The sequence below is a fragment of the Marivita sp. GX14005 genome, from assembly GCF_023370775.1.
In the GTDB taxonomy this organism is placed as follows: Bacteria; Pseudomonadota; Alphaproteobacteria; order Rhodobacterales; family Rhodobacteraceae; genus Marivita.
This window is the reverse complement of the sequence record NZ_JAMCCQ010000005.1, coordinates 354,734-379,041: the sequence shown is the minus strand read 5'-3', so window position 1 is coordinate 379,041 and position 24,308 is coordinate 354,734. Positions and strand designations below refer to the sequence as shown.

Below are 24,308 nucleotides of genomic sequence, written 5' to 3'. Positions count from 1 at the left end.
TTCGTGTAGCCGGGAGCGCGAAATACCTATTCGGAATCAACACGATCCCAAGCGGCCTTCACCCTAATCCGCACCTTTCCGCACCGCCGCCAGCCCTGCGTCGAACACGGCGCATAGCGCATCGGGTTCCTCCAGCCCGACTGACACGCGAAAAAACCCTTCCGAGATGCCGAGCGCGGCGCGAGCCTTCGGATCCAGGGCGCGATGCGATGAACTTGCCGGGTGCGACAGCGTCGTTCCGACATCGCCCAGCGTCGGCGCAAACGCGATCCCCGCCGCGCCTTTGGTGAAGGCGTTGGCCGACGCGCGGCCGCCTGTGATCTCGAAACTCACCATGTTGCACCCGCGCCCCCTGAGCAAACCTTGCGCACGGTCGCGGTCCGGGTGATCGGGCCGCGTCGGGTAGAGAACGCGTGTCACGGCGGGTTGCCCGGCCAGATGCTCGGCCAGACGCGCGGCGGTTTGCTCCGCCCGGTCGAACCGAAGATCGAAGGACATCAGCCCGCGCTCGGCCAGCCAGCAGTCGAACGGGCTTGGCGTGAGCCCCGTCGTCACCGCGAAGTCGTAGATCGCCTTGGCGTGCTCAGGCGCGCGGGCCGCGACCCAGCCAAGCGTGACATCGGAATGACCGGCCAGCAGTTTCGTTACCGAATGAAGCACCACATCCGCGCCGTGCGCGAAGGGCTGCACGGCGCGCGGCGTGGTGAACGTGTTGTCCACCGCCAAAAGCACATCCCGCGCGCGGCAAAGCTCTGCGATCCCGTCAAGATCGGCGATCCGCAGCGTCGGGTTCGAGACGACCTCGATCAGCACCAGCCGCGTGTTCGGCCGCAGCGCCGCCCCGATGGCCGCGCAATCGGTCGGATCGGCGAGCGTGGTCTCGATCCCCAGGCGCGGCAAATCCTCCCGCATCATGCGCAGCGAACGCCCGTAAAGCTGATCGCCGCCGACGACGTGATCGCCCGCCTTGCACAGGCCGAGGAGCACCGCCGAAACAGCCGCCATGCCCGAACCCGTGACAAGCCCCGGCTGCGGCGCGGCTTCCATCGCGTCGATCCAGCGGGCCAGGACGTCCGCGTTCGGATGCCCCTCGCGCGCATAGGTATATCCCTGCGCCCTGCCCTCGTATTGATCGTCGAGCCGGTCCGGCGTGTCACTGGCGAAGGCGACAGACGGCATCAGCGGCGTGACGATGGGGGTCGAGGCGCTTGGCGGCAGCCCGCCGGGGCGCGTGAGGCTTGGTTTCATCATCGGATGCAGACCCTTGATCGGAGACAATCTTCGCCGTTTGCGTGCCACAAAGCGCGCCTGGCAACAATGGGCCGGATGCACGGCGATATCCGAAGCTTCCTCTTGCGCCGCGCGTCCGGCTGGGGGATGACAGGCCCATGAGTCCGCGCCCCGATATCCTGTGCATCGGTTCCGTCCTGTGGGACGTGATCGGCCGCTCCGACCGGCATATGAAGCAGGGCAGCGATGTGCCCGGCCATATCACCCGCCTGCCCGGCGGCGTCGCACTCAACATCGCGATGACGCTGGCGCGGTTCGATCTGACACCGGCCTTGCTCAGCGTCGTGGGCCGCGATGCCGAAGGCGAGGAACTGGTGCTCGCCTGCCAGCGGCTGGGGCTCCTGACCGATCACCTGTACCGCTCCGACGATCTGCCGACCGATCAATACATGGCCATCGAAGGTGCAAACGGCCTGATCGCGGCAATCGCCGACGCCCATTCGCTCGAACAGGCGGCGGGCAAGATTTTGCGCCCGCTCATCGAAGGTCCGCTCGGTTTTATCGAAGCGCCCTTCCCCGGCCCCGTCGCGCTCGATGGCAACCTGACGGAATCGCTTCTGGACGAGATCGCGCGGCATCCGGCCTTCGCCGCCGCCGATCTGCGCATCGCGCCCGCCTCGCCGGGCAAGGCCGAACGGCTGCTTCCGTTTCTGCGCGCCGGGCGCGGCGTGCTTTACGTCAATCTCGAAGAGGCCGGGCTGCTGTGCCAAAGCAGCTTCGCCAGCGCGCCGCAAGCGGGCGCCGCGCTCGTCGAACGGGGCGCGGCGCGCGCGCTTGTCACCGACGGCGCGAACGTGACCTGCGATGCGACGTCCGATGGCATTCTCGCCGAACGCCCGCCCGAGGTTATGGTCACCCGCGTGACCGGCGCCGGCGACACGTTCATGGCCGCCCATATCGCATCCGAATTGCGCGGCGCGACCCGCGAAGTGGCGCTGCACCGCGCGCTCGCCACCGCTGCAGCCTATGTCTCAGGAGGACCCGGAACATGACAGACCTGCCCCTCATCATCTCCGATCCGGTCAAGGCCGCGCTCGACGATGGCCGCGCTGTCGTGGCGCTCGAATCGACGATCATCACCCACGGGATGCCCTGGCCGCAGAACCTCGAAACCGCCCGCGCGATCGAGGCCGAGGTGAGCGCGGCAGGCGCGGAGCCGGCAACCATCGCGGTGATCGAGGGCAAGCTTTGCATTGGGCTGACCGATGCGCAGCTCGAAAAACTGGCGAAAGCGCGCAATGTCGCCAAGCTGAGCCGCGCCGACATGGCCGTTTGCCTTTCGCGCGGCGGCACCGGTGCAACCACGGTCGCCGCCACCATGATCGCCGCCCGCCTCGCTGGGATCTCGGTCTTTGCCACCGGCGGCGTCGGCGGCGTTCATCGCGGCGCCGACCAGAGCTTCGACATTTCCGCCGATCTTCAGGAACTTGCGGAAACCCCGGTCACGGTCGTCTGCGCCGGGGCCAAGGCGATCCTCGATCTACCCAAGACGCTCGAAGTGCTGGAAACCCTCGGCGTTCCGGTCATGGCTTACGGCCAGGATACGTTTCCGGCCTTCTGGTCGCGCGCCTCCACGCTCAAGGCGCCGCTGCGCATCGACAGCCCCGCCGAGATCGCTGCCGCCCAGAAGATGCGCGCCGCGCTCGGCGTGCCGGGCGGGCAGCTTGTCGCAAACCCGATCCCGGCGGAGGCGGAGATCCCGCATTCCGAGATACATCCCATCATCCTGCGCGCAACGAAGGATGCCGAGGCGCATGGCATCGCCGGCAAGGCCCTGACGCCCTACCTGCTGCAACGCATCTTCGAGCTGACCAACGGGCGTTCGCTCGATGCCAATATCGCGCTGGTGCTCAACAATGCCCGGCTGGGCGCGCAGATCGCACGGGAAATGGCGACAAAGGCGTGAAAAACGCGGCTGCCCCGCCTCCAACCATTGTAGTGCGCTGCCCGGCTTCCTAAGTTTGCCCGGCACCTGCGATGGACCCGACATGACAGCCCCTTTCGACAAAAAGCCCCGACGCGCGGGCCTCTTCACCCATCTGCGGTCCAGTTTTCTGACCGGACTTGTCGTGATCGCGCCGGTGAGTCTGACCATCTGGCTGATCTGGACTATCATGGGCTGGGTCGATGGCGTCGTCCTGCCGCTCATCCCAGGCAGGTTCAGCCCCGAAGCCTATACCGGCATCAACCTGCGCGGCATCGGCGTCATCATCTTCCTGCTCTTCACGATCATTGTCGGTTGGGTGGCCAAGGGGCTCATCGGCCGGTCGCTGATCCGCTTCGCCGAAAGCCTGGTGGAACGCATGCCTATCGTGCGCTCGATCTATAGCGGCGCGAAACAGATTGCCGAGACGATCTTTGCCCAGACCGAACGCAATTTCGAAAAGGCCTGCCTGATCCAGTATCCGCGCAAGGGGATCTGGGCGATCGGCTTCATCTCGACCGATGCGCGCGGTGAGGTGGCCGCGAAGGCCGAGACAGCCGGCGATCTTTTGTCGGTCTTCGTGCCGACCACGCCGAACCCGACCTCGGGCTTTCTGCTTTTCTTCCCGCGAGAGGATGTGATCGAGCTCGACATGAGCATCGAGGACGCGGCCAAGCTGGTGATCTCGGCCGGGCTGGTCTATCCCAACCCCAAGGATCCGACCCGTCCGCTGAAAGTGGCCTAGCCGAACATCTCCACCAGATCGGCCGTCTGCCGCTTGCCCAGATCGCCCCGATGATGCGCAAGGAACGTGCCTGCCGCGCGCCGCCCCGCCTCCTTGAGGCGGGCGATGATCGACGGCACCGGGATCATCTTGGTCGCCACGGACAGATCGTTCATCAGATCGTCATCGGCGATCATATGCACCCGCAGCTTCTTCATCGCCCCCTCCGGCACCGCACCGCTCGACACGAGCCGCTGAACGAACTCGATCGCACGCAATTCACGCAGAAGCGAGGAATTGAAGCTGATCTCGTTGATCCGGTTCTGGATCTCGCTCGGAATCACCGGCACACTGTCTCGGATCAGCGGATTGATATTGACGATGATGAGATCGTTCGGAAGGTGCGGGGCATAGAGCGGAAACAGCGCCGGATTTCCGGTATATCCGCCGTCCCAGAACGCCTCGACCGCCCCGGTCTCGGGATCCTCGACCTCCACCGCCTGAAACAGCGTCGGCAGACAGGCCGATGCGAGGATCGCGTCGGTTGTGATCGCCTCCCCTTCGAAGATCCGCACCTTGCCATCGCGCACATTCGTTGCGCAGATGAACAGCTCCGGCCCGCTCTCGGCGCAGACATCGTCGAAATCGAACCGCTCCACGATCCGGCGCAAAGGGTTCTGGTAAAGCGGCCCCCACGCATAAGGAGACATCATCCGGTTGATCGTATCGCCGATGACATAGGCCGGCGAAAACTCGATCGCCATGCTGACGATCCCCGGCTCCGGGAGAAAAGCCTGCATCCAGCGCGGCACCGACAGATCGTCGAGCCGGGCCACCTCCCGCCAGAGCCAGTCGAGATTGTCCCGCGCGCCCGCATGGCCGCCCCGCTGCCAGCCGGCCTTCAGCGCCGCACCGTTCAGCGCCCCGGCAGAGGTGCCGGTGATCGCGCCGATCTCGATCTCTTCTTCCTCGAGCAACCGGTCGAGCACGCCCCAGGTGAACGCGCCATGCGCCCCGCCCCCCTGAAGCGCGAGATTGACCTTCACCATGCGCCATCCCCTTCTCTGTGTCAAAAATATCTCGGGGTGCGCGAGGGGCTGGCCCCTCGCTCCGAGGCACGAAACCGGACGCCGAGTTCAACTGTCCCGCGCCACCCGTTTTCGCGCACGAAAACGGCTTGATGCGTCAACGCATCAAGCCCGCGCTCCGCTTATAGCGCGGTCCAGCCGCCATCCACCGAGATCGTCGTGCCGGTGATCTGCGCCGCCGCTTCCGAACACAGGAACACCGCCGTGCCGCCAAGCTGCTCGACCGTCGCGAATTCCTTGGACGGTTGGCGCTCCAGCATCACCTTCTGCACCGCCTCTTCCTCGGTCATGTCGTATTTCCTCGCCGTCTCCGGAATTTGCTTTTCGACCAGCGGTGTCAGCACGTAACCGGGGCAGATCGCGTTCGCCGTGATCGGCTCCTTCGCCGTTTCCAGAGCGACCGTCTTGGACAGGCCCACGATACCGTGCTTGGCCGCGATATAGGCCGATTTGAAGGGCGACGCGGTGAGCCCATGCGCGCTCGCGATGTTGATGACGCGGCCCCAGCCGGCCTTGCGCATCATCGGCAGCGCGGCGGCGGTGGTGTGAAAGGCCGATGACAGGTTGATCGCGATGATCGCGTCCCATTTTTCGGTCGGAAACTCCTCAATCGGCGCGACATGCTGAATCCCGGCATTGTTGACCAGGATATCGCAGCGTCCCGCCCTCTCGATCAATGCCCGGCACGCTTCCGGCTTCGACATATCCGCCTGTATATAGCGCACTTCCGTGCCGTGGTCGTTGGCGATCTCTCGCGCCAGATCGTGATCGGCCTGATCGTCGGTGAATGAATTGATCACCACATCCGCGCCGGCCCGCGCCAGTTCGCGCGCGATTCCAAGCCCGATACCGGAATTCGATCCGGTGACGATAGCGGTCTTGCCTTCAAGCGACATGGAGGCTCCTTCCTTGCTCATACTGCTTGTGCGGCACGCTACATGCTGCGGGTGCATAACACAAAGCCCGGATCGCCGGTTCCGCTGCCAAAGTCGCAGCTTGCGCGAATCGATCCCGCCGAACATATCCCGCCGCCGTTCGGGCGGACTCAAAGCTGGCTCGAACGGGCGTGCCGGAAAACCGCTCAAGCCCGGTCATCGCCTTGTATTACTGTGCATAACGCTGTGGATACTGCTGAAAACCGGCCAAAAAAAACCCCGGCACGAAGCCGGGGTTAAGTTATTGAGGCAGGTTTCATACAGGCAAGAAACCTATCGAGCAGTGACCTCAATATAGGCAATCTTTCGCGCCGTTCCAAGCTAAAAGTTTGAAATGGCACAAAAGCCTCGTTACCGTCCCGGTCAAGAAAACAAGAGCAGACGGGGTTTGTCGCCAAAATGAGATCGCTCCATTTCCTGTATCGCAGCGCGAGCGCGGCCGCGCTGGCCTTTGCGCTTGGCACGCACGGCGCGGCGGCGGAGCCGCAGCACGGCATAGCTATGTATGGCGATCCCGCGCTGCCACCCGATTTTGTGTCCCTGCCCTATGCCAACCCCGATGCGCCCAAGGGCGGGCGGACGGTCAGCGGCGAGGTCGGCGGCTTCGACAGCCTCAATCCGCATATCCCCAAGGGGTCGGTTCCCTGGCAGCTGCGCTTTCTGGCATATGAAAGCCTGATGGGCCGGAACTGGGACGAGCCGTTTTCGCTCTACGGGCTTCTGGCCGAATCGATCGAGACCGGGCCGGACCGCGACTGGGTGGAATTCACCTTGCGCGCAGAGGCGCGGTTTTCCGATGGAAGCCCGGTGACGATCGAGGATGTGATGTGGTCCTACGAGACGCTCGGCACGATCGGGCACCCGCGCTATCGCGGCGCCTGGACCAAGATCGCCGCGATGGAGCAGACCGGCCCGCGCTCGATCCGCTTCACCTTCAACGAGGAAGACCGCGAGCTGGCGCTGCTGATCGGTCTGCGCCCGATCCTCAAGAAGGCGCAATGGGAGGGCAAGGATTTCACCGCCTCCGGCCTCGATGTCATCCCGATCACGACCGCTCCCTATGTGATCGACGATTTTGAACCCGGCCGGTTCGTCAGCCTCAAGCGCAATCCCGATTACTGGGGCAAAAATGTGCCCTTCATGCGCGGCCAGGCCAATCTCGACGAGATCCGCATGGAGTTCTACGGCGACGGCACCGCCATGTTCGAGGCGTTCAAGGCGGGCGAGCTGAACCTCAGCCGGGAGACCAATGCCGAGAAATGGGAAACGCAATACGACTTCCCGGCGGTGGATAGCGGCGACGTGGTCAAATCCGTCATCCCGCATGAACGCCCCTCGGGCATGACTGGCTTCGTGATGAACACCCGCCGCGATGCCTTTGCCGATTGGCGCGTGCGCGATGCCATGCTGCATGCGTTCAATTTCGACTATATCAACGAAACGATGACCGGCTCGAAACAGCCGCGTATCACATCCTATTTCTCGAATTCCGTTCTGGGCATGGAAGACGGGCCCGCGACGGGCCGCGTGCGCGATCTGCTGGAGCCTTTCGCAGGCACCCTCCTGCCCGGCGCGCTGGACGGCTATGCGCTGCCCGAAGGCGACGGGACCGAGCGCAACCGGGGCAATCTGCGCAAGGCGATGGCGCTGATGCGCGAGGCCGGCTACAGCGTCGAGAACGGCGTGATGACCGGCCCCGATGGTCGGCCCTTCAGTTTCGAGGTCGTGCTGCAACAGGGCAGCTCCGAGAACGAGGCGATCATCGATCTGTTCACGCAATCGCTGGAACGCATGGGGATCGCGCCGAAGATCACCACCATCGACAGCGCGCAATATACCGAGCGAACGAACACTTACGATTTCGACATGACCTATTTCCGCCGCGGCCTGTCGCTCAGCCCCGGCAACGAGCAGAAGCTTTATTGGGGCTGCGACGGGGTCGATACGCCCGGCTCGCGTAACCTGATGGGCATGTGTTCTCCGGCGGCCGAAGCGATGATCGATCAGTTGCTCAATTCCGAAAGCCGCGAGGATTTCATCGCCGCGACCCGCGCGCTCGACCGGGTTCTGACGACGGGGCGCTATGTCATTCCGATCTATCAATGGAATATCAGTCGCATCGCGCATGCCAGCGAATTGAAATACCCCGAAACTTTGCCGATCTACGGCGACTGGATCGGCTGGCAGCCCGATGTCTGGTGGTGGGAGGAGGAGTGAGCGATGCGCCGTTGCCTTCTCATGCTGGCTCTGGTGGCTGCGCCGGGCTGTGCGACCGTTGATGGGGTCGGGCAAGACATCTCTGCCGCCGCACGCGGCGTTCAGTCATGGTTTCATTGATGTATCGCGCGGTCTTCACCCAACACGCGAGCCGTCTTGTCTGTGTTAAGATCGGTCTGTAAACATCCGCCATGATGTCAATTTCCAAGCCTCACCCCTATCCGCCCTGCCCGCAGCCCTTCAACCTCGCGGCGCATGTTCTGGCGCCCGCGGATCGCGTGCCGGACAAGATCGCGCTCTCCATCCTCCGCCCCGGCGGCGCGGAGCGCTGGAGCTATGGCAAGCTGCGGCAAGCCGTGCTCGGCTGCGCCGCCGGGCTTTTGGGCGCGGGATTAAGTCCGGGCGACAAGCTCCTGATGCGGGTTGGAAATACGGTGGAATTCCCGATCGCCTATCTTGCCGCGATCGCGGTGGGCATCGTGCCGGTTCCGACCTCCTCGCAACTGACAGCCAGAGAGGTCGAGGTACTCATCGGTATGACGCGCCCGGCCGCGATCCTGCACGACGGCAAGACGCCCTGCCCGGATTTTCCCCGGATCATCGGCACGCAGAAAATGTCCGCTTGGATCGACCTGCCGCCCGCCAATTTCAATCTCGGCGATCCTGACCGGCTGGCTTATATCATCTTCACCTCCGGCACCTCCGGCACGCCCCGCGCGGTGTGCCACGCGCATCGCGCGATATGGGCACGCGGGATGATGACCGAGGGCTGGTATGGGCTGGGTGAGAGCGACCGGCTCATGCATGCGGGCGCGTTCAACTGGACCTATACTCTGGGCACCGGGCTGCTTGATCCCTGGACAGCGGGCGCCACCGCGTTGATCCCCGCCGAAGGGGTCGATCACGCACAGCTGCCGCTGCTAATCAAGCGCAACGACGTGACGATTTTTGCCGCTGCGCCGGGCGTTTACCGTAATATCCTCAAGTCCGGCCCGTTCGACGCACTCAAACTGCGCCACGGCTTGTCAGCGGGCGAGAAACTGCCTGCCAGCCTGCGCGATGCCTGGCACGCGGCGACCGGAACGAGGGTTTACGAGGCTTTCGGCATGTCCGAATGTTCGACCTTTATCTCCACCGCACCGGGAAAGCCCGATCTGCAAGGTGCGAGCCTCGGCTGGCCGCAACCGGGGCGGCGTGTCGCCATTCTGGGCGATAGCGGCCCCGTGCCCATCGGCGAGGCGGGGATCATCGCGATACACCGAAGCGATCCCGGTCTGATGCTGGGCTATCTCGGTGACGAGGACGGCACCCATGCGCGGTTCCGGGGCGAGTGGTTCCTGACCGGCGATACCGGCGAGATGACGGAACAGGGCGATATCCTCTATCACGGGCGCGCCGATGACATGATGAATGCGGGGGGCTATCGCGTCAGTCCCTTGGAGGTCGAGTCGGCGCTGCTGGCGCATCCTGATATCCACGAGATCGGCGTGACCGATATCGAGATCAAACCAGACACGCGCATCATCGCCGCTTTCTATACATCCCATAAGACATTGAATGAAAACGACTTGCAGGATTTCGCCAAGGACCGACTGGCGCGCTACAAGCAGCCGCGACTTTACCGGCGGATCGATGCGATGCCGCGCAATGCCAATGGCAAGCTCATGCGCCGCGCCCTGCCCGATCTGGAGCCCGCCTGAGCGGCTTACCATTCTCCGCGCGATCTGGTAGAGCTTTGAAAACAGACAGGCAAAAGGCGCAGAATGGTTAAACTCGACATCATGTCCGATCCGATCTGCCCGTGGTGCTATATCGGCAAGGCCAATCTCGACAGCGCGCTGGCGCAGCGCCCGGATCATCCGTTCCAGATCACCTGGCATCCGTTCCAGCTCAATCCCGATATGCCGACGGGCGGGATGGATCGGCGGGATTACCTGGAAGCGAAATTCGGCGGCCAGGAGGCCGCGGTTCAGGCCTATGCGCCGGTGATGGAACATGCCGAGGCCGCGGGCGTGAAAATCAATCTCGAAGCCATTGAAAAGACGCCCAATACGCTGGATGCCCACCGCGTCATTCACTGGGCCGGGATCGAGGACCGGCAAGGGCCGGTGGTCGATGGGCTGTTTCGCGCCTATTTCGTCGATGGGCGCGATATCGGCGATGCGGATGTGCTGGCCGATGTGGCCGATGCCGCCGGGCTCGACGCGAGCGTGATCCTGCGGCTTTTGAAAACCGAAGAGGACCGCCGCGAGATCGTCGAACGCGATGCCGCCGCGCGCGGAATGGGCGTGAGTTCCGTGCCGACCTTCATCGTCGCGGGGCAACACGCCGTTCCCGGCGCGCAGCCGTCCGAGCTGTGGCTCCGTGTGCTTGACGAGCTGTCCGAAGGCGCCTGACCTCGCGCGCCCCCTGTCACCCGGCGCGGCGGGGTGCTAGGCCATGGCCGAACCCGCCGGGCGAGTCTGTCGCCCGCGAGAGGCGGCCTTTAGCAGCGACAAGGAGCGGTCATGACGAAGATCAAGGTGGATAACCCGGTTGTCGAGATGGACGGCGATGAGATGACCCGGATCATCTGGGATTTCATCAAGAAGAAACTGATCCTGCCCTATCTCGATATCGATCTGCTTTACTACGATCTCGGCATCGAAGAGCGCGACCGGACCGAGGATCGCGTCACCATAGAAGCGGCTGAAAAGACGAAGGAAGTCGGCGTCGCCGTCAAATGCGCCACGATTACCCCCGATGAGGCGCGGGTCGAGGAGTTCGGCCTGAAGAAGATGTGGCGCAGCCCGAACGGCACGATCCGCAATATCCTCGGCGGCGTGATCTTCCGCCAGCCGATCATCTGCCGCAACGTGCCGCGCCTCGTTCCCGGCTGGACGCGTCCCATCGTTGTCGGGCGGCACGCCTTCGGCGATCAATACAAGGCGCAGGATTTCAAGTTTCCCGGCGCCGGCAAGCTGACGATGAAATTCGAGGGCGAGGACGGCACGGTGATCGAACGCGATGTGTTCGACGCGCCCTCCGCGGGGGTGTTCATGTCGATGTATAACCTCGACGCCTCCATCCGCGATTTCGCGCGCGCCTCGTTCAATTACGGGCTCAACATCGGCTGGCCGGTCTATTTGTCGACCAAGAACACCATTCTCAAGCAATATGACGGCCGCTTCCTCGAAATCTTCGAGGAGATTTACGACGCGGAGTTCAAGGAGGCGTTCGAGGCCAAGGGCATCGAATACCAGCACCGGCTGATCGACGACATGGTTGCCTGCGCGATGAAATGGAATGGCGGCTTCGTCTGGGCCTGCAAGAATTACGACGGCGATGTGCAATCGGATACGGTCGCTCAGGGGTTCGGATCGCTCGGCATGATGTCCTCGCAGCTGATGACACCCGATGGCAAGATCGTCGAGGCGGAGGCCGCGCATGGCACCGTCACGCGACATTACCGCCAGCATCAGGCGGGCGAGCAGACCTCGACCAATTCCATCGCCTCCATCTACGCTTGGACGGGCGCGCTCAAGCACCGCGCGAAGCTCGACGAGAATATCAGCCTGCGCGCCTTTGCGGAAACGCTCCAACGCGTTGTCGTGCAGACGGTGGAGGCCGGTTACATGACCAAGGATCTGGCGCTGCTCGTCGGGCCGGAACAAAGCTGGCTGACGACGATGGGTTTTCTCGAAAAACTCGATGAACGGCTCAACGCCGCGCTGACGGGTTGATGGCGCAGGAGACCGGGCGATGATCCTTCTTGGCTCCCCGCCACCCGATCGGCACAGCCCGTTCGAGGACGCGCTGGCCATCCTGACCGGCGCAACGCTGGTCGCGCTTGGCGTGCAGTTCCTTGCCGCGTCGCATCTGCTCACCGGGCAGATCGCCGGGCTGTCGCTCCTGGGCGATTACCTGACAGGATGGTCCTTCGGTGCGATCTTCTTCGTGCTCAACCTGCCCTTCTACGCGCTTGGCGTGGTGCAGATGGGTTGGCGGTTCACGCTCAAGACATTCGCCGCGGTGGGTTGCATGTCGGCCATCGCGGAGCTTTTGCCGCTGGCGCTGACGATCAACGATCTGCACCCCGCCGTCGGCGCGGCGCTGGCCGGAACGGTCACGGGCGTCGGGCTGCTGCTGCTTTTTCGGCATGGCGCGACGCTGGGCGGGGTCGGGATCGTAGCGCTCTGGTTGCAGGACACGCGGGGGATCAAGGCCGGGAATGTGCAGCTCGGCTTCGATCTTATCGTCTTTACGCTCGCCTTGCTGGCATTGCCCTGGCAGTCGGTGTTGTGGTCGCTGTTCGGCGCGGCGATCCTGAACATGATCATCACCGTCAATCACCGGCGCGATCGCTATGTTGCGCGATCCTGACCTGTCCGTTTCCGCAGGAGCTTGCTCATGCCCTATCTCATCCTCATGTTCGCCGTGCTGGCCGAGACGATCGGCACGACCGCGCTACAGGCCAGCCAGCAATTCACCCGGCCCATCCCCTCGCTGATCACGGTGATCAGCTATGCGGCGGCCTTCTACATGCTGGGGATCGTGCTCAAGACATTTCCGGTCGGCATTGCCTATGCGATCTGGTCCGGGCTCGGCATCGTCTTTATCGCGATCATCGGGTTCGCCGTCTTCGGCCAACGGCTCGATGCGGCGGCGGTCATCGGCATCGCGTTGATTCTCGCGGGGATCGTCATCATCAACCTCTTTTCGGGCACGACCACGCATTGAAACGAAAAACGCGCACCGCCGGGGCGATGCGCGTCTTGTGCCTTACGTGAAACGTTCGGTCTTAGAACCGGAAGTTCGCGCGCAGGGACAGGGTATCAGCGTCGATATCAAGATTGGTGTCATCGAAATCGTCGAACTGGTGATACAGGTATTCCGCGCCGAGGCTGACATTGTCGGTCACGAGATATTCAGCACCGATACCGGCAACCCAACCCGTGTCGTCGAAGTTGTCGGTGTTCAGCTGCGCGGCACCCAGGACGCCGTAAACGAGCGTGCGGTCGAGATCGTAACCGGCGCGCATCTTCAGACGAACGATGTCGTCAATATCTTCGCCGCCCAGGTTCAGGTCTTCGCCGGTCTGGTAGTCGAGTTCGCCACCCAGAACGAAACGGCCGAAGTCATAGTCGTAACCGCCATGCACGCCGTAAACCATTTCGCTGTCATCGAGATCGTCGTCGGCATCGACCCATGCCTGACCAAGGCTCAGACCGCCATAAAAGCCGGTCCAGTCGCCGCCCAGCATCGGTGCAACGGCGACGGGCTCGACCACGACGGGCTCGACAACCGGCTCACCGGCGCTGCCGGCGTAGGTTGCGGTTGCGGCGGACGCGATGAACGCTGTGCTCAACAAGATCTTTTTCATGAGATGTCCTTTCTCGGGTTGTCTTGTTCTCAAGCCTCGCAGCACGAAAGTCTGCCTCGCTCCTGACCCTAACTTTGTCATTCGGCCTCGGGTTTCAATAGCCCGTTCCAATTTCCTGAAAAGCGGCAAAAAAATACCGGCCAAACCCTGCCGAAACCGCCATTCGGTCGGTCATTTTCCGCCGGTTCCGGATCACGCCAAGGTGAGGTCAGAACCGTGATAATTTTGCGACAGGCTATCGAGCGCGCCGCATACACCTTTTTGCTGGTGTTCCGGGCTTCTGGCTTGTAACCCCGCCCACATCATTCCTGCACGAGATAGAGATTCAATGGACCTTCGCAACATTGCGATTATCGCCCACGTTGACCACGGCAAGACCACGCTGGTGGACGAACTTCTGAAACAATCCGGCGCCTTCCGCGCAAACCAGGCCGTCGCCGAACGGGCGATGGATTCCGGCGATCTGGAGCGCGAGCGCGGCATCACGATCCTCGCCAAGGCCACGTCGGTCGAGTGGAAGGGCACGCGCATCAACATCGTCGACACGCCCGGTCACGCCGATTTCGGCGGCGAGGTCGAACGCATCCTGTCGATGGTCGATGGCGTCGTGCTGCTGGTCGACGCCGCCGAAGGGCCGATGCCGCAGACGAAATTCGTGACCTCCAAGGCGCTCGCGCTTGGCCTGCGGCCGATCGTCGTGCTCAACAAGGTCGACAAACCCGATGCCGAACCCGACCGCGCGCTGGATGAGTGTTTCGATCTCTTCGCCTCTCTCGATGCGAACGAAGACCAGCTCGATTTCCCGCATCTTTACGCCTCGGGCCGTTCCGGATGGGCCGATGCCGATCTCGACGGGCCGCGCAAGGATCTCGAAGCGCTGTTCAAGCTGATCGTCGATCACGTGCCGGCCCCCAAGCAGGTCAGGCATCAGGACGAGGATTTCCGCATGCTCGCCGTCACGCTCGGATCGGACCCGTTCGTCGGGCGTATCCTGACCGGGCGTGTGGAGACCGGGCGGCTCAAGGTCGGCGCGAGCGTTCAGGCGCTCAGCCGGATGGGCCAGAAGATCGAACAGTTCCGCGTTACCAAGATTCAGGCGTTTCGCGGCCTCGGCCCGCAGGATATCGACGAGGCGCTGGCCGGCGATATCGTCTCGATCGCGGGCATGTCCAAGGCGACCGTGGCCGACACGATCTGCGCGCTCGCCGTCGATGAGCCGCTGGAGGCGCAACCCATCGATCCTCCGACTATCACCGTGACCTTCGGCATCAACGACAGCCCGCTCGCCGGCCGGGACGGCAAGAAGGTGCAATCCCGCGTAATCCGCGACCGTCTGATGAAGGAAGCGGAATCGAACGTCGCGATCAAGGTCGCCGACACGCCGGGCGGCGAGGCGTTCGAGGTCTCGGGCCGCGGTGAATTGCAGATGGGCGTGTTGATCGAGAACATGCGCCGCGAAGGCTTCGAGCTCAGCATCTCGCGCCCGCAGGTCATCATGCGCGAAGAGAACGGCCAGACGATGGAGCCGGTCGAGGAAGCCACCATCGACGTGGATGACGACTATTCCGGCGCGGTGATCGAAAAGCTGACCGGCGCGCGCAAGGGCGAGCTGGTCGAGATGAAACCGGCCGGAGCAGGCAAGACGCGCATCATCGCGCATGTCCCCTCGCGCGGGCTCATCGGCTATCACGGCGAATTCCTGACCGACACGCGGGGCACAGGGGTTCTGAACCGGGTGTTCCATGGCTGGACGCCGCATAAAGGGCCGATCCCCGGTCGCCGCGCGGGGGTTCTGATCTCGATGGAGAACGGCACATCCGTCGCCTACGCGCTCTGGAACCTCGAAGAGCGCGGGCGCATGTTCATCGGCGCGCAGGAAGCGGTCTATACCGGGATGATCATCGGCGAGCACAGCCGCGAGAACGATCTCGAAGTGAACCCGCTCAAGGGCAAGAAGCTGACCAATGTGCGCGCATCGGGCACTGACGATGCGGTGCGCCTCACACCGCCGGTCACGCTGTCGCTGGAAGAGGCGATTGCCTATATCAACGATGACGAGTTGGTCGAGGTGACGCCGAACGCGATCCGTCTGCGCAAGCGCTATCTCGATCCGCATGAGCGCAAGCGGATGTCCAAGGCGAGCTAAGCGGTTTCGAAACCGTATGCGGAAGGGCTTCGCATAGCCCTTCCGGCGTCTATTCCGTCGTCTCGACGATCAACAATTCCCGCTCGGACGCATCGCGCGCATGATCGAGCGCCTGCTGGTATTCCGGGCTGTTGTAACAGGCCTCCGCCGCTTCGAGCGACGGAAACTGCGCCACCACGTTGCGCAGCCGTTCCTGGCCTTCAAGCTGTTTGAAGCGGCCGCCGCGGGCAAGGAACCGCCCGCCATGTTTGGCGATGGCGGGTCCGGCGAGTTCGGCATATTTCGCGTAGGCGTCAGCATCGGTGACGGTGACATGGGCGATCCAGAGTGCGGGCAAGGCTCAACCCTCCAAAACGGCTTCGGCGGCCCTGATGGCGGCTTCGGCGTTTTGCGCCGACGCGCCGCCGCCCTGCGCCATGTCGGGCCGGCCGCCGCCGCCCTTGCCGCCCAGTTCCGGCACCGCCGCCTTGACCAGATCGACGGCGGACACCTTGCCCACCAGATCGGATGTCACACCGGCCGCGACCGCCGCCTTGCCGCCGGTATCGGCGATGAGCAACACCGCGCCCGAGCCGAGCCGCGCCTTGTGCTCGTCGATCAGCGGCGGAAGATCCTTGCCCGACACGCCCGACAGCACTTGCGCGGCGAATTTCACGCCGCCGATCTCGCGCGCCGCGCCGCCGCCGCCCTGCCCCGCGCCGCCGGCCATCGCCAGTTCCCGCCGCAGTTGCGCCACCTCGTTGGCCAGCGCCTTGCGCTCGTCCAGAAGCGCCTTCACCCGTGCCGGCACATCCGCCGCCTGCGCCTTCAACTCCAGCGCGGTTTCGGCCAGCCGGTGATCTTGCTCGGACAGGTAGCGGAACGCCTCCGCCCCGGTCAGCGCCTCGATCCGCCTCACGCCCGCGCTCGATGCGCTGTCGCCCAGCGTGACGAAAACGCCGATATCGCCGGTGCGCCGCACATGGGTGCCGCCGCACAGCTCGATCGAATAGGTATTGCCGCCCGCGCCCTTGCCGGAGTTCGATTGCGTGCCCATCGACACGACGCGCACCTCGTCGCCGTATTTCTCTCCGAAGAGCGCCTGCGCGCCCAGCCCGCGGGCATCGTCCGGCGTCATGATCCGCGTCTCGACCGGCGCGTTTTGGCGGATGTAGTCGTTCACTTCCGCCTCGATTTGTTTCAACTCATCGAGCGATAGCGCCTTGCCATGGCTGAAATCGAAGCGCAGCCGGTCCGGCGCGTTCAGCGAGCCGCGCTGCGCAACATGGCTCCCAAGCGCACGGCGCAGCGCCTCATGAAGCAGATGCGTCGCCGAATGGTTGGCGCGGATGGAAGTGCGGCGGGCATGATCGACCTCCATCTGCACCGCCTCGCCCGGCTTGAACGTGCCGCGCCGGACCGTCACCTGATGCGCCAGCAGCTTGCCGTCGCCCATGCGCTTGGTGTCACGGACCTCGCACCAGTCATCCTCGTTGTCGAGCCGTCGCATCCAGCCGGTATCGCCGACCTGCCCGCCCGCCTCGCCGTAAAACGGCGACTGGTTGAGGATCGCCCAGCCGGTCTCTCCCTCCGCCAGCGCGCTCACCTCGGCGCCATCGCGCACCAGTGCGAGGATCTGCCCCTCTGCGGTTTCGGTATCATAGCCGAGGAAATCCGTGGCGCCGTGTTCCTCGGCGATATCGAACCAGACGGCCAAATCCGCCGCCTCGCCCGACCCGGCCCAGGCCGCGCGCGCCTTGGCCCTCTGCTCGGCCATCGCGCTGTCGAACCCGTCGATATCGACCTGCCGGTCGCGCTCGCGCAACGCATCCTGCGTCAGATCGAGCGGGAAGCCATAGGTGTCGTAAAGCTTGAACGCCGTCTCACCCGGGAAGGACGCGCTTTCGGGCAGGCGTTCGAGCTCCTCGTCCAGCAGTTTCAGCCCGCGATCCAGCGTCTGCTTGAACCGCGTTTCCTCCAGCCGCAGCGTTTCCTCGATCAGCGGCTGCGCCCGGCCGAGTTCGGGATAGGCCGCACCCATCTGGCGCACCAGCGCGGGCACCAGCTTGTGCATCATCGGATCGCGCGCGCCCAGCAGATGCGCGTGCCGCATCGCGCGGCGCATGATGCGGCGCAGAACGTAACCGCGCCCGTCATTGCTTGGCATGACGCCATCGGCGATCAGGAAGGAGGTCGAGCGCAGATGATCCGCGATCACCCGGTGATGCGTCTTGCCCGGCCCGTCCGGATCGGTCGAGGATACATCGGCGCTCGCTTCGATCAGCGACCGCATGAGATCGGTCGCGTAATTGTCGTTCGTGCCCTGAAGCAGCGCCGCGACCCGCTCGATCCCCATGCCGGTGTCGATGGATTGCGCCGCCAATTCCTTGCGCGTGCCATCCTCGAACTGCTCGTATTGCATGAAAACGAGGTTCCAGATCTCAACGAAACGGTCGCCATCCTCCTCCGGGCTTCCCGGAGGGCCGCCCCAGTATTGCTCGCCGTGATCGTAGAAAATCTCGGTGCAGGGGCCGCAGGGGCCGGTCGGGCCCATCTGCCAGAAATTGTCGTCGGTGGCGATGCGGATGATCCGGTCCTCGGGCACGCCCACCTTGCGCCAGATCTCGAACGCCTCGTCGTCCGTATGGAACACGGTGGTCAAAAGGCGGCTCTTGTCGATGCCGAGCTCCTTGGTGACAAGATCCCAGGCGAACGGGATCGCATCGGCCTTGAAATAATCGCCGAAACTGAAATTTCCGAGCATTTCGAAGAAGGTATGGTGCCGCGCGGTATAGCCGACATTGTCCAGATCGTTGTGCTTGCCGCCCGCGCGCACGCATTTCTGCGCGGTCGTGGCGCGTTTGTAGTCGCGGTGCTCGACCCCGGTGAAAAGGTTCTTGAACTGCACCATGCCGGAATTGACGAACATCAGCGTGGGATCGTTTCGCGGCACAAGCGGGCTCGACGGCACGACCTCATGGCCGTGTTTCGCAAAATAATCCAGGAAGGTGGAGCGGATATCGTTCAGCGTGCGCATGTGGGAACCTGACCTGCGGGCGATGTTTCAAGGTTGCGTTCGGAATATCGCCTGCCCCGAAGGCTGTCCACCGGATTGCGCGGCCAAAACGGCAACAGGGCGGCGCGTTCGCCGCCCTGCTCCGAGATATTCTCGAACCGGCGTCCCGGCTCAAGGCGTTTCAGCAGTCGCCATCTGCGACCGTGTCAGCTGTCGACGACATCGCCGTCTTCTTCGGCATGGGCCTCCATGTCGAATTCGAGCCCGTGGGCTGCGCGAATCTTGTCCTCGATCTCCAGCGCGATGCGCTTGTTTTCGCGCAGGAACGTCTTGACGTTCTCGCGGCCCTGCCCGATCCGCTCGTCTCCATAGGAATACCAGGCGCCTGATTTCTCGACCACGCCGGCCTTCACACCCAGATCGATCAATTCGCCCATCTTGGAGATGCCTTCGCCATACATGATGTCGAATTCCACCTGCTTGAAGGGCGGTGCCACCTTGTTCTTGACCACCTTGACGCGGGTGGCGTTGCCGACGACCTCGTCGCGATCCTTGATCGCGCCGATCCGGCGGATATCGAGCCTGACCGAGCTGTAGAATTTCAGCGCGTTGCCCCCCGTGGTGGTTTCGGGGCTGCCGAACATGACGCCGATCTTCATGCGGATCTGGTTGATGAAGATCACCATGCAGTTCGAGCGTGCGATGGAGCCGGTCAGCTTGCGCATCGCCTGGCTCATCAGGCGCGCGTGAACGCCGACGCTGCTGTCGCCCATATCGCCTTCAAGCTCGGATTTCGGCGTGAGCGCGGCGACCGAATCGACGACCACCATGCTCACCGCGCCGGAGCGCACCAGCGTATCGGTGATCTCGAGCGCCTGTTCGCCGGTGTCGGGCTGCGAGATCAGCAATTCGTCGAGATTGACGCCCAGCTTGCGGGCATATTGCGGATCGAGCGCGTGTTCGGCATCGACAAAGGCGCAAACGCCGCCTTTCTTCTGCTCTTCCGCCACGCAATGCAGCGTCAGCGTGGTCTTGCCGGAGCTTTCGGGGCCGTAAATCTCGATGATGCGCCCCTTCGGCAAGCCGCCGATCCCGAGCGCGATATCCAGCCCCAAAGAGCCGGTCGAGGTCGCCTCGATATCGCGCAGCGCGTTGTCGCCGCCCAGTTTCATGATCGAGCCCTTGCCGAATTGGCGTTCGATCTGGGCCAGCGCCGAATCGAGGGCCTTTTGCTTGTTCGCGTCGCGCTTGCTGTCCATAGTCAGGAGATCTGCCGTTGCCATTGCTTTCGATCCTTATTCCACACCCGGGCACGGGCGGCAATTGCTGCTTCGTTCGCCTCTTGTTCTTTTCTGCAATATGAGGACAAACCAAGAACACTTCAATCCTTATTTTCTCCCCGACTGTTGCCTGCAATGGTTAAGGAGTGGTTTATGGAACCGTATTTTTGCGAAAGGACGGCCATGCTGGTCTTTTGGAATGAAAAGCTCGTCCTGTTGGCCGTGCCGAAGACCGGAACGCAAGCCTTCGAGCGCGCATTGGGGCCGCGTGCGTCGATCGCGATCACCGATCCGCCGGAGCTCAAACACGCGCCGCTCTATCGTTACAACCGGTTCTTCCGGCCGATGTTCGACAAGACGGGCGGCGCGGATCTCGAGCTTGCGGCGGTGATCCGGGAGCCGTTTTCCTGGCTGGGAAGCTGGTATCGCTATCGCCAGCGGCTCGCACTTGACGGGCTGCCCGTGTCCACGCGCGGGATCACCTATGACGCGTTCTTGCGCGCGTCCTGCCGCGCGGCGCCGCCGGCCTTCGCGAATGTCGGCTCGCAGGCGAAGTTCACCGAACCGCGCCCCAATGGGACTCGCGTCGCGCATTTTTTCCGCTACGAGGATCAGGACGGCTATCGCGCCTTTCTGGCGGAGCGGCTCGGCGCCTTGCCCGATATCCCCCGGATCAACGTTTCTCCGGCGCGCGATCTGTCCATCGCACCTGAGACCGAGGCGCTGGTGCGCCGGGTGCGGGCGGCGGATTTCGCGCTTTGGGCGTCCATCCCTGTGCGCGGCACCTAGCGCTCATTCCGCCGCGGTCTGGCTCGTTCCGGCGACAAGCTGCTGGTTCACGATCGACGTCAGGTCGGTCAGCGAAAACGGCTTGGCCAGAAAGGCGGAGGATTCGATCCGCGCGCCTTGGGATTTGAACACGTCCTCGGCATAGCCCGACATGAAGACGACCGGAACATCGGGTCGCTGTGCGCGCGCCTGGCGCACCCAACTCGGCCCGTCGAGACCCGGCATCACGACATCGGTGACGAAAACATCGATCCTCAATGCTTCGTCCTGCAGGAGTTCGAGCGCATCCTCCGCGCACCCCGCCTCGATCACCTTGAAGCCTCGATGGGCGAGCGCGCGCGAGGCAAAGGCGCGCACCGGCGCCTCGTCCTCGACCAAAAGCACAACGCCGTCCGCGCGCGCGGCCGGCTCCGGCACCGTCTGCGGCATCGGCGCGGGTGCGACCGTCACCGGATCGTCGCAAACGGGGAACATGAGGGTGAAGACGCTGCCCTTGCCGAGCGCACTGTCCACGAAGATGAACCCGCCGGTCTGCTTGACGATACCGTATACCGTCGAAAGCCCAAGGCCGGTCCCCTCGCCCGTGCGTTTCGTCGTGTAGAACGGCTCGAAGACCTTTTCCAGCTTGTCCAGCGCGATCCCGGTGCCTTCGTCCTCTACCCTTACGACAACGTAATTGCCGGCGGGCACCTTGGCCCTTCCATGATCCATCGGTTGGTCGAGATCGCGTTCGGCGGTTTCGATCCGGATCGTGCCGCCATCGGCCATCGCGTCGCGCGCGTTCACGACGAGGTTCATGATCACCTGTTCCAACTGCCGCTTGTCGGCCCTGATCGGAGGCAGAACCGCCGATTGACGCAATTCGAGCGCGACCTTTTCTCCGACCAGCCGGTTCAGAAGATGCGTCAGATCGGAGAGCGTGTCGCGCAGATCGAGCCGTTCGGGGCGCAGCGTCTGCTTGCGCGAGAAGGCCAGAAGTTGACCCACAAGACCGGCGGCGCGGTTGGCGTTCTGGTGGATCTGGATCAGATCGCCATATTCGGGATCACCCTGATCGTGCCGCAAAAGCAGAAGATCGCAATGGCCCGAAATCGCCGTCAGAAGATTGTTGAAATCATGCGCAACACCGCCGGCAAGCTGACCGATCGCCTGCATCTTCTGGCTTTGAACGAATTGCGCCTCGAGGCTTTTCAATTCGGTGGCGTCATTCAGAACCGCAACCAGCAGCGTGCGCCCGTCCTCGACGATGCGGGTCAGGGTGACCTGAACGAAAACCTCCCTGTCCGAGCGGGTCAGGCGCAGGAATTCCGACCGTGCGAGCCCCTTTCCCGCAGCCGCATCCGACAGCCAGTCGGGAATCGATCGGCCGAGCCCTTCCATCACGTCCGAGAGCGTCGCCTCGTCCTCGGGTCCGATCGAGAGCATTTCGCGCGCGGACCTGTTCGCCAGTTCGATCACGCCTTTCGCCGTGAGCTTGAGCAATGGGACCGGCAAGGCCTCGAAACCGCCATCCGCGCCCTGCACGGCAGGGGGCGTTGACGGAACGAGGATGACCTCTTCGCGGCCCGCGCCCGCCTGATGGATGTTGACGGTGAAATCGCTGACGGGGCCCTGCGTGTCGACATGATGCACCGCGCCGGGGCGCAGCGGCGTGTCCTCGATCAGATCGCTGATGCTGCGCACCCGCCCGCCGGCGAGCGCGCGCGCCGCCTCGTTCATCCAAAGCACCGTGCCGCCGCGCCCGAGCGTCAGCGTCGGATACCGCATCGCGGCATTGCCTGCAGGATCGCGCTCCTCGAAAAGTTCGAAACGCCACAGGAAAGCATCCGGCCCGACCTGATGCGCGCAAACCCGCATATGCCGATCGGGCAGAACAACCGATTCGGTCGCAATCCCGTCGCGCGTCGCTTCGCTCTGGACGCGGTGAATCAGCCCGGTCGCATCCGCCGTCTGTGCCCCCAGAACGGCGCGCAGGCTGCCGCCCGGCGCGGCGCCATAGGTTTTGCCCGCGGCGCGATTGGCATGCAGAACCGTGCCGTCGAGATCGGCCAACATGCAGGCAGCAATGTCATGCTCAACGAGCAAACCCATGTTTTCCAGAGACTTTTTTCGCCTGCGCCCCTGTATCGCGCGCGCCAGAGTAGCGCCGATCACCGCAACGGCGAAGGCCGCGCCCGCCGCCTGGAACCCGGCGGAAAGGGCCGGTTGCGGCGCAAGCCATGCCAAAAGCCAGCAAAGCCCGGCGAGCAACGCCAGCAGCGCTTGGGTGGAAAAGAGCCGCGCAAGACGCGGGCGGTCCGGTGTTATCATCAATACGGCCCCCAGGGACATCATGTTCCCGCCATTTGACCGCATAAGAATTAAGCGACACTTAAGCGAAAACAGCTTTGGGTTGTATTACTGAGTACCACCACGCGCCAAGATCGCAACAAAGAAGCCGTCATTTCCTTGATGCGGCAAAAACCTGTGCTGTTTGAGACAAACCCAATCCGACCGTGCGGCCAGGAAAGCGTCAATTTGATGATCATTTTCATCAGGCAGAACCGAACAGGTCGCGTAGGCCAGCACACCGTTCTGTCCAACCAGCGCCGCAGCCGCATCGAGGATCGACGCCTGGCGCTGCTGCAGCTCCGCCAGACCCTCCGGCGTCAGGCGCCATTTCCCCTCGGGCGAGCGCCGCCATGCGCCGCTTCCGGAGCAGGGCACGTCGCACAGGACGAGATCATAGGTGCCGCGCGGTGCGTCCACGCGCGTGATCGCAGCGCCCGCCCGCTCAGCCCGTGCGGGCAGATCGGCCATGCGCCCGCGATCGATATCATGCGCCTCGACAGGGCCGTGCAACCGGGCCGCCATCGCCAGGGCCTTTCCGCCGCCCCCGGCACAGTAATCGAGCACGCGCATCCCCTGCTCGAGCGGCAGCGCATCGACAACGGCTTGGCTCGCGGCGTCCTGCAGCTCGACCAACCCGTTCAGGAACGGCGGAGATTGTTGGACACGGCGCGGGTTGGACAGAACCTCCAGCGCCGTCGGGGACAAGTCGTGCGGGGCGGTTTCGATACCTGCATCCTCGAGCGCCAGACGCGCCGTCTCCGGCGTGGCCTTGGCCGTATTGACGCGCAGAAACACCGCCGCGCGATGGCGCAACGCTTCGGCGACCGGAGCGGCCTCGGCGCCGAGCGTTCGCGCGAAATGCGCATCCAGCCAATCCGGCAGATCGCGGCTTTCGGCGCCCGAAGGCGCATGACCTCCGTGCCGCTCCGCCTCGGTGAGCGGCGCCATCGCATAGCCCTGTCCGGTAAAGATGATATCGGGATCGATCCCCGTCTGGCGCAACCGGCCAAGCACCATGCGCCGGCCGTCATCGCCGCCTCCGAGCGCGGCCGCGCTGCGCAGGCAGCGCAGGATGTCGAAGACATGATCGCGCACCGCCGCGCGGTCCTTCGAGCCCGCGAATCGCGACGCGCGCGCCCAGTTGATGAGCGCCTTTTCGGCCGGTGTGCCGCCTCTGATCCGGTCCAGGTTCTCCGCCGCCGCGGCCCATCGCGCTGCCGGTGTCAT

General features: G+C 63.8%; 20 protein-coding genes. 11 read left to right on the top strand and 9 right to left on the bottom strand.

All coding sequences use genetic code 11. The features are described from left to right. Window positions 1-63 precede the first annotated feature (63 nt). The gene (locus M3465_RS15765) at window positions 64-1,248 is read right to left on the bottom strand and encodes a trans-sulfuration enzyme family protein (RefSeq protein WP_249502745.1); all 1,185 of its coding nucleotides are present in this window, start codon (window positions 1,246-1,248) and stop codon (window positions 64-66) included. Between the two features lie 140 nt (window positions 1,249-1,388). On the opposite strand from M3465_RS15765, the gene M3465_RS15760 reads away from it, so the two are divergent. From M3465_RS15760 to M3465_RS15750, 3 genes are all read left to right on the top strand, one after another. Then, on the top strand, window positions 1,389-2,282 hold the full coding sequence (locus M3465_RS15760; RefSeq protein WP_249502727.1) for a PfkB family carbohydrate kinase: 894 nt from the start codon (window positions 1,389-1,391) through the stop codon (window positions 2,280-2,282). Beyond that, complete coding sequence (locus M3465_RS15755; RefSeq protein ID WP_249502726.1) at window positions 2,279-3,196, top strand: pseudouridine-5'-phosphate glycosidase; 918 nt, start codon at window positions 2,279-2,281, stop codon at window positions 3,194-3,196. The genes M3465_RS15760 and M3465_RS15755 overlap by 4 nt, the downstream gene beginning before the upstream one ends. Before the next feature lie 82 nt (window positions 3,197-3,278). After that, window positions 3,279-3,959, top strand: a complete 681-nt coding sequence (locus M3465_RS15750) for a DUF502 domain-containing protein (RefSeq protein WP_249502725.1) — start codon at window positions 3,279-3,281, stop codon at window positions 3,957-3,959. Here M3465_RS15750 and M3465_RS15745 read toward each other — a convergent pair. Next, window positions 3,956-4,987, bottom strand: coding sequence for a patatin-like phospholipase family protein (locus M3465_RS15745; RefSeq protein WP_249502724.1), 1,032 nt, complete (start codon window positions 4,985-4,987; stop codon window positions 3,956-3,958). The two genes, M3465_RS15750 and M3465_RS15745, sit on opposite strands and share 4 nt — an antisense overlap. 161 nt (window positions 4,988-5,148) lie before the next feature. Next, on the bottom strand, window positions 5,149-5,922 hold the full coding sequence (locus tag M3465_RS15740) for a 3-hydroxybutyrate dehydrogenase (protein ID WP_249502723.1): 774 nt from the start codon (window positions 5,920-5,922) through the stop codon (window positions 5,149-5,151). 438 nt (window positions 5,923-6,360) lie between these two features. Here M3465_RS15740 and M3465_RS15735 point away from each other — a divergent pair, with 438 nt between their 5' ends. The 6 genes from M3465_RS15735 (at window position 6,361) to M3465_RS15710 (ending at window position 12,897) form a co-directional block, all read left to right on the top strand. Then, a complete protein-coding gene (locus M3465_RS15735; protein ID WP_249502722.1) occupies window positions 6,361-8,178 on the top strand; it encodes an extracellular solute-binding protein in 1,818 nt (605 codons plus the stop codon). Window positions 8,179-8,369: 191 nt separating this feature from the next. Continuing rightward, a complete protein-coding gene (locus tag M3465_RS15730) occupies window positions 8,370-9,878 on the top strand; it encodes a class I adenylate-forming enzyme family protein (protein ID WP_249502721.1) in 1,509 nt (502 codons plus the stop codon). 63 nt (window positions 9,879-9,941) lie between these two features. Further along, on the top strand, window positions 9,942-10,574 hold the full coding sequence (locus M3465_RS15725) for a DsbA family oxidoreductase (RefSeq protein ID WP_249502720.1): 633 nt from the start codon (window positions 9,942-9,944) through the stop codon (window positions 10,572-10,574). 111 nt (window positions 10,575-10,685) lie between these two features. Then, window positions 10,686-11,900 carry an NADP-dependent isocitrate dehydrogenase gene (locus tag M3465_RS15720; RefSeq protein WP_249502719.1) on the top strand — a complete coding sequence of 405 codons (1,215 nt, stop codon included), beginning with the start codon at window positions 10,686-10,688 and terminating at the stop codon, window positions 11,898-11,900. A 19-nt stretch (window positions 11,901-11,919) separates the two neighbouring features. Continuing rightward, complete coding sequence (locus M3465_RS15715) at window positions 11,920-12,540, top strand: YitT family protein (RefSeq protein WP_249502718.1); 621 nt, start codon at window positions 11,920-11,922, stop codon at window positions 12,538-12,540. Window positions 12,541-12,567: 27 nt separating this feature from the next. Next, complete coding sequence (locus M3465_RS15710; RefSeq protein WP_249502717.1) at window positions 12,568-12,897, top strand: DMT family transporter; 330 nt, start codon at window positions 12,568-12,570, stop codon at window positions 12,895-12,897. Window positions 12,898-12,958: 61 nt separating this feature from the next. On the opposite strand, the gene M3465_RS15705 is transcribed toward M3465_RS15710, so the two are convergent. Beyond that, a complete protein-coding gene (locus M3465_RS15705) occupies window positions 12,959-13,540 on the bottom strand; it encodes an outer membrane protein (RefSeq protein WP_249502716.1) in 582 nt (193 codons plus the stop codon). Between the two features lie 328 nt (window positions 13,541-13,868). On the opposite strand from M3465_RS15705, the gene typA reads away from it, so the two are divergent. Continuing rightward, window positions 13,869-15,686 (top strand): translational GTPase TypA, encoded by a 1,818-nt coding sequence (gene typA, locus M3465_RS15700; protein ID WP_249502715.1) that lies wholly within the window; start codon window positions 13,869-13,871, stop codon window positions 15,684-15,686. 49 nt (window positions 15,687-15,735) lie between these two features. Here typA and M3465_RS15695 read toward each other — a convergent pair whose 3' ends face one another. The 3 genes from M3465_RS15695 to recA form a co-directional block, all read right to left on the bottom strand. Beyond that, window positions 15,736-16,023, bottom strand: a complete 288-nt coding sequence (locus tag M3465_RS15695; protein ID WP_249502714.1) for a DUF1330 domain-containing protein — start codon at window positions 16,021-16,023, stop codon at window positions 15,736-15,738. 3 nt (window positions 16,024-16,026) lie between these two features. Beyond that, window positions 16,027-18,702, bottom strand: a complete 2,676-nt coding sequence (gene alaS, locus M3465_RS15690) for an alanine--tRNA ligase (protein WP_249502713.1) — start codon at window positions 18,700-18,702, stop codon at window positions 16,027-16,029. A gap of 185 nt (window positions 18,703-18,887) precedes the next feature. Further along, entirely contained in the window at window positions 18,888-19,964 is a 1,077-nt protein-coding gene (gene recA, locus M3465_RS15685; RefSeq protein ID WP_283255070.1) for a recombinase RecA, read from the bottom strand. A 180-nt stretch (window positions 19,965-20,144) separates the two neighbouring features. Here recA and M3465_RS15680 point away from each other — a divergent pair, with 180 nt between their 5' ends. After that, window positions 20,145-20,750, top strand: coding sequence for a gamma-glutamyl kinase (locus M3465_RS15680; protein WP_249502743.1), 606 nt, complete (start codon window positions 20,145-20,147; stop codon window positions 20,748-20,750). A gap of 3 nt (window positions 20,751-20,753) precedes the next feature. Here the strand turns inward: M3465_RS15680 and M3465_RS15675 are convergent, their stop codons facing one another. Both M3465_RS15675 and M3465_RS15670 read right to left on the bottom strand, forming a co-directional pair. Next, window positions 20,754-23,060, bottom strand: a complete 2,307-nt coding sequence (locus tag M3465_RS15675; RefSeq protein WP_249502712.1) for a hybrid sensor histidine kinase/response regulator — start codon at window positions 23,058-23,060, stop codon at window positions 20,754-20,756. An 87-nt stretch (window positions 23,061-23,147) separates the two neighbouring features. Beyond that, on the bottom strand, window positions 23,148-24,308 hold the full coding sequence (locus tag M3465_RS15670) for an RsmB/NOP family class I SAM-dependent RNA methyltransferase (protein ID WP_249502711.1): 1,161 nt from the start codon (window positions 24,306-24,308) through the stop codon (window positions 23,148-23,150).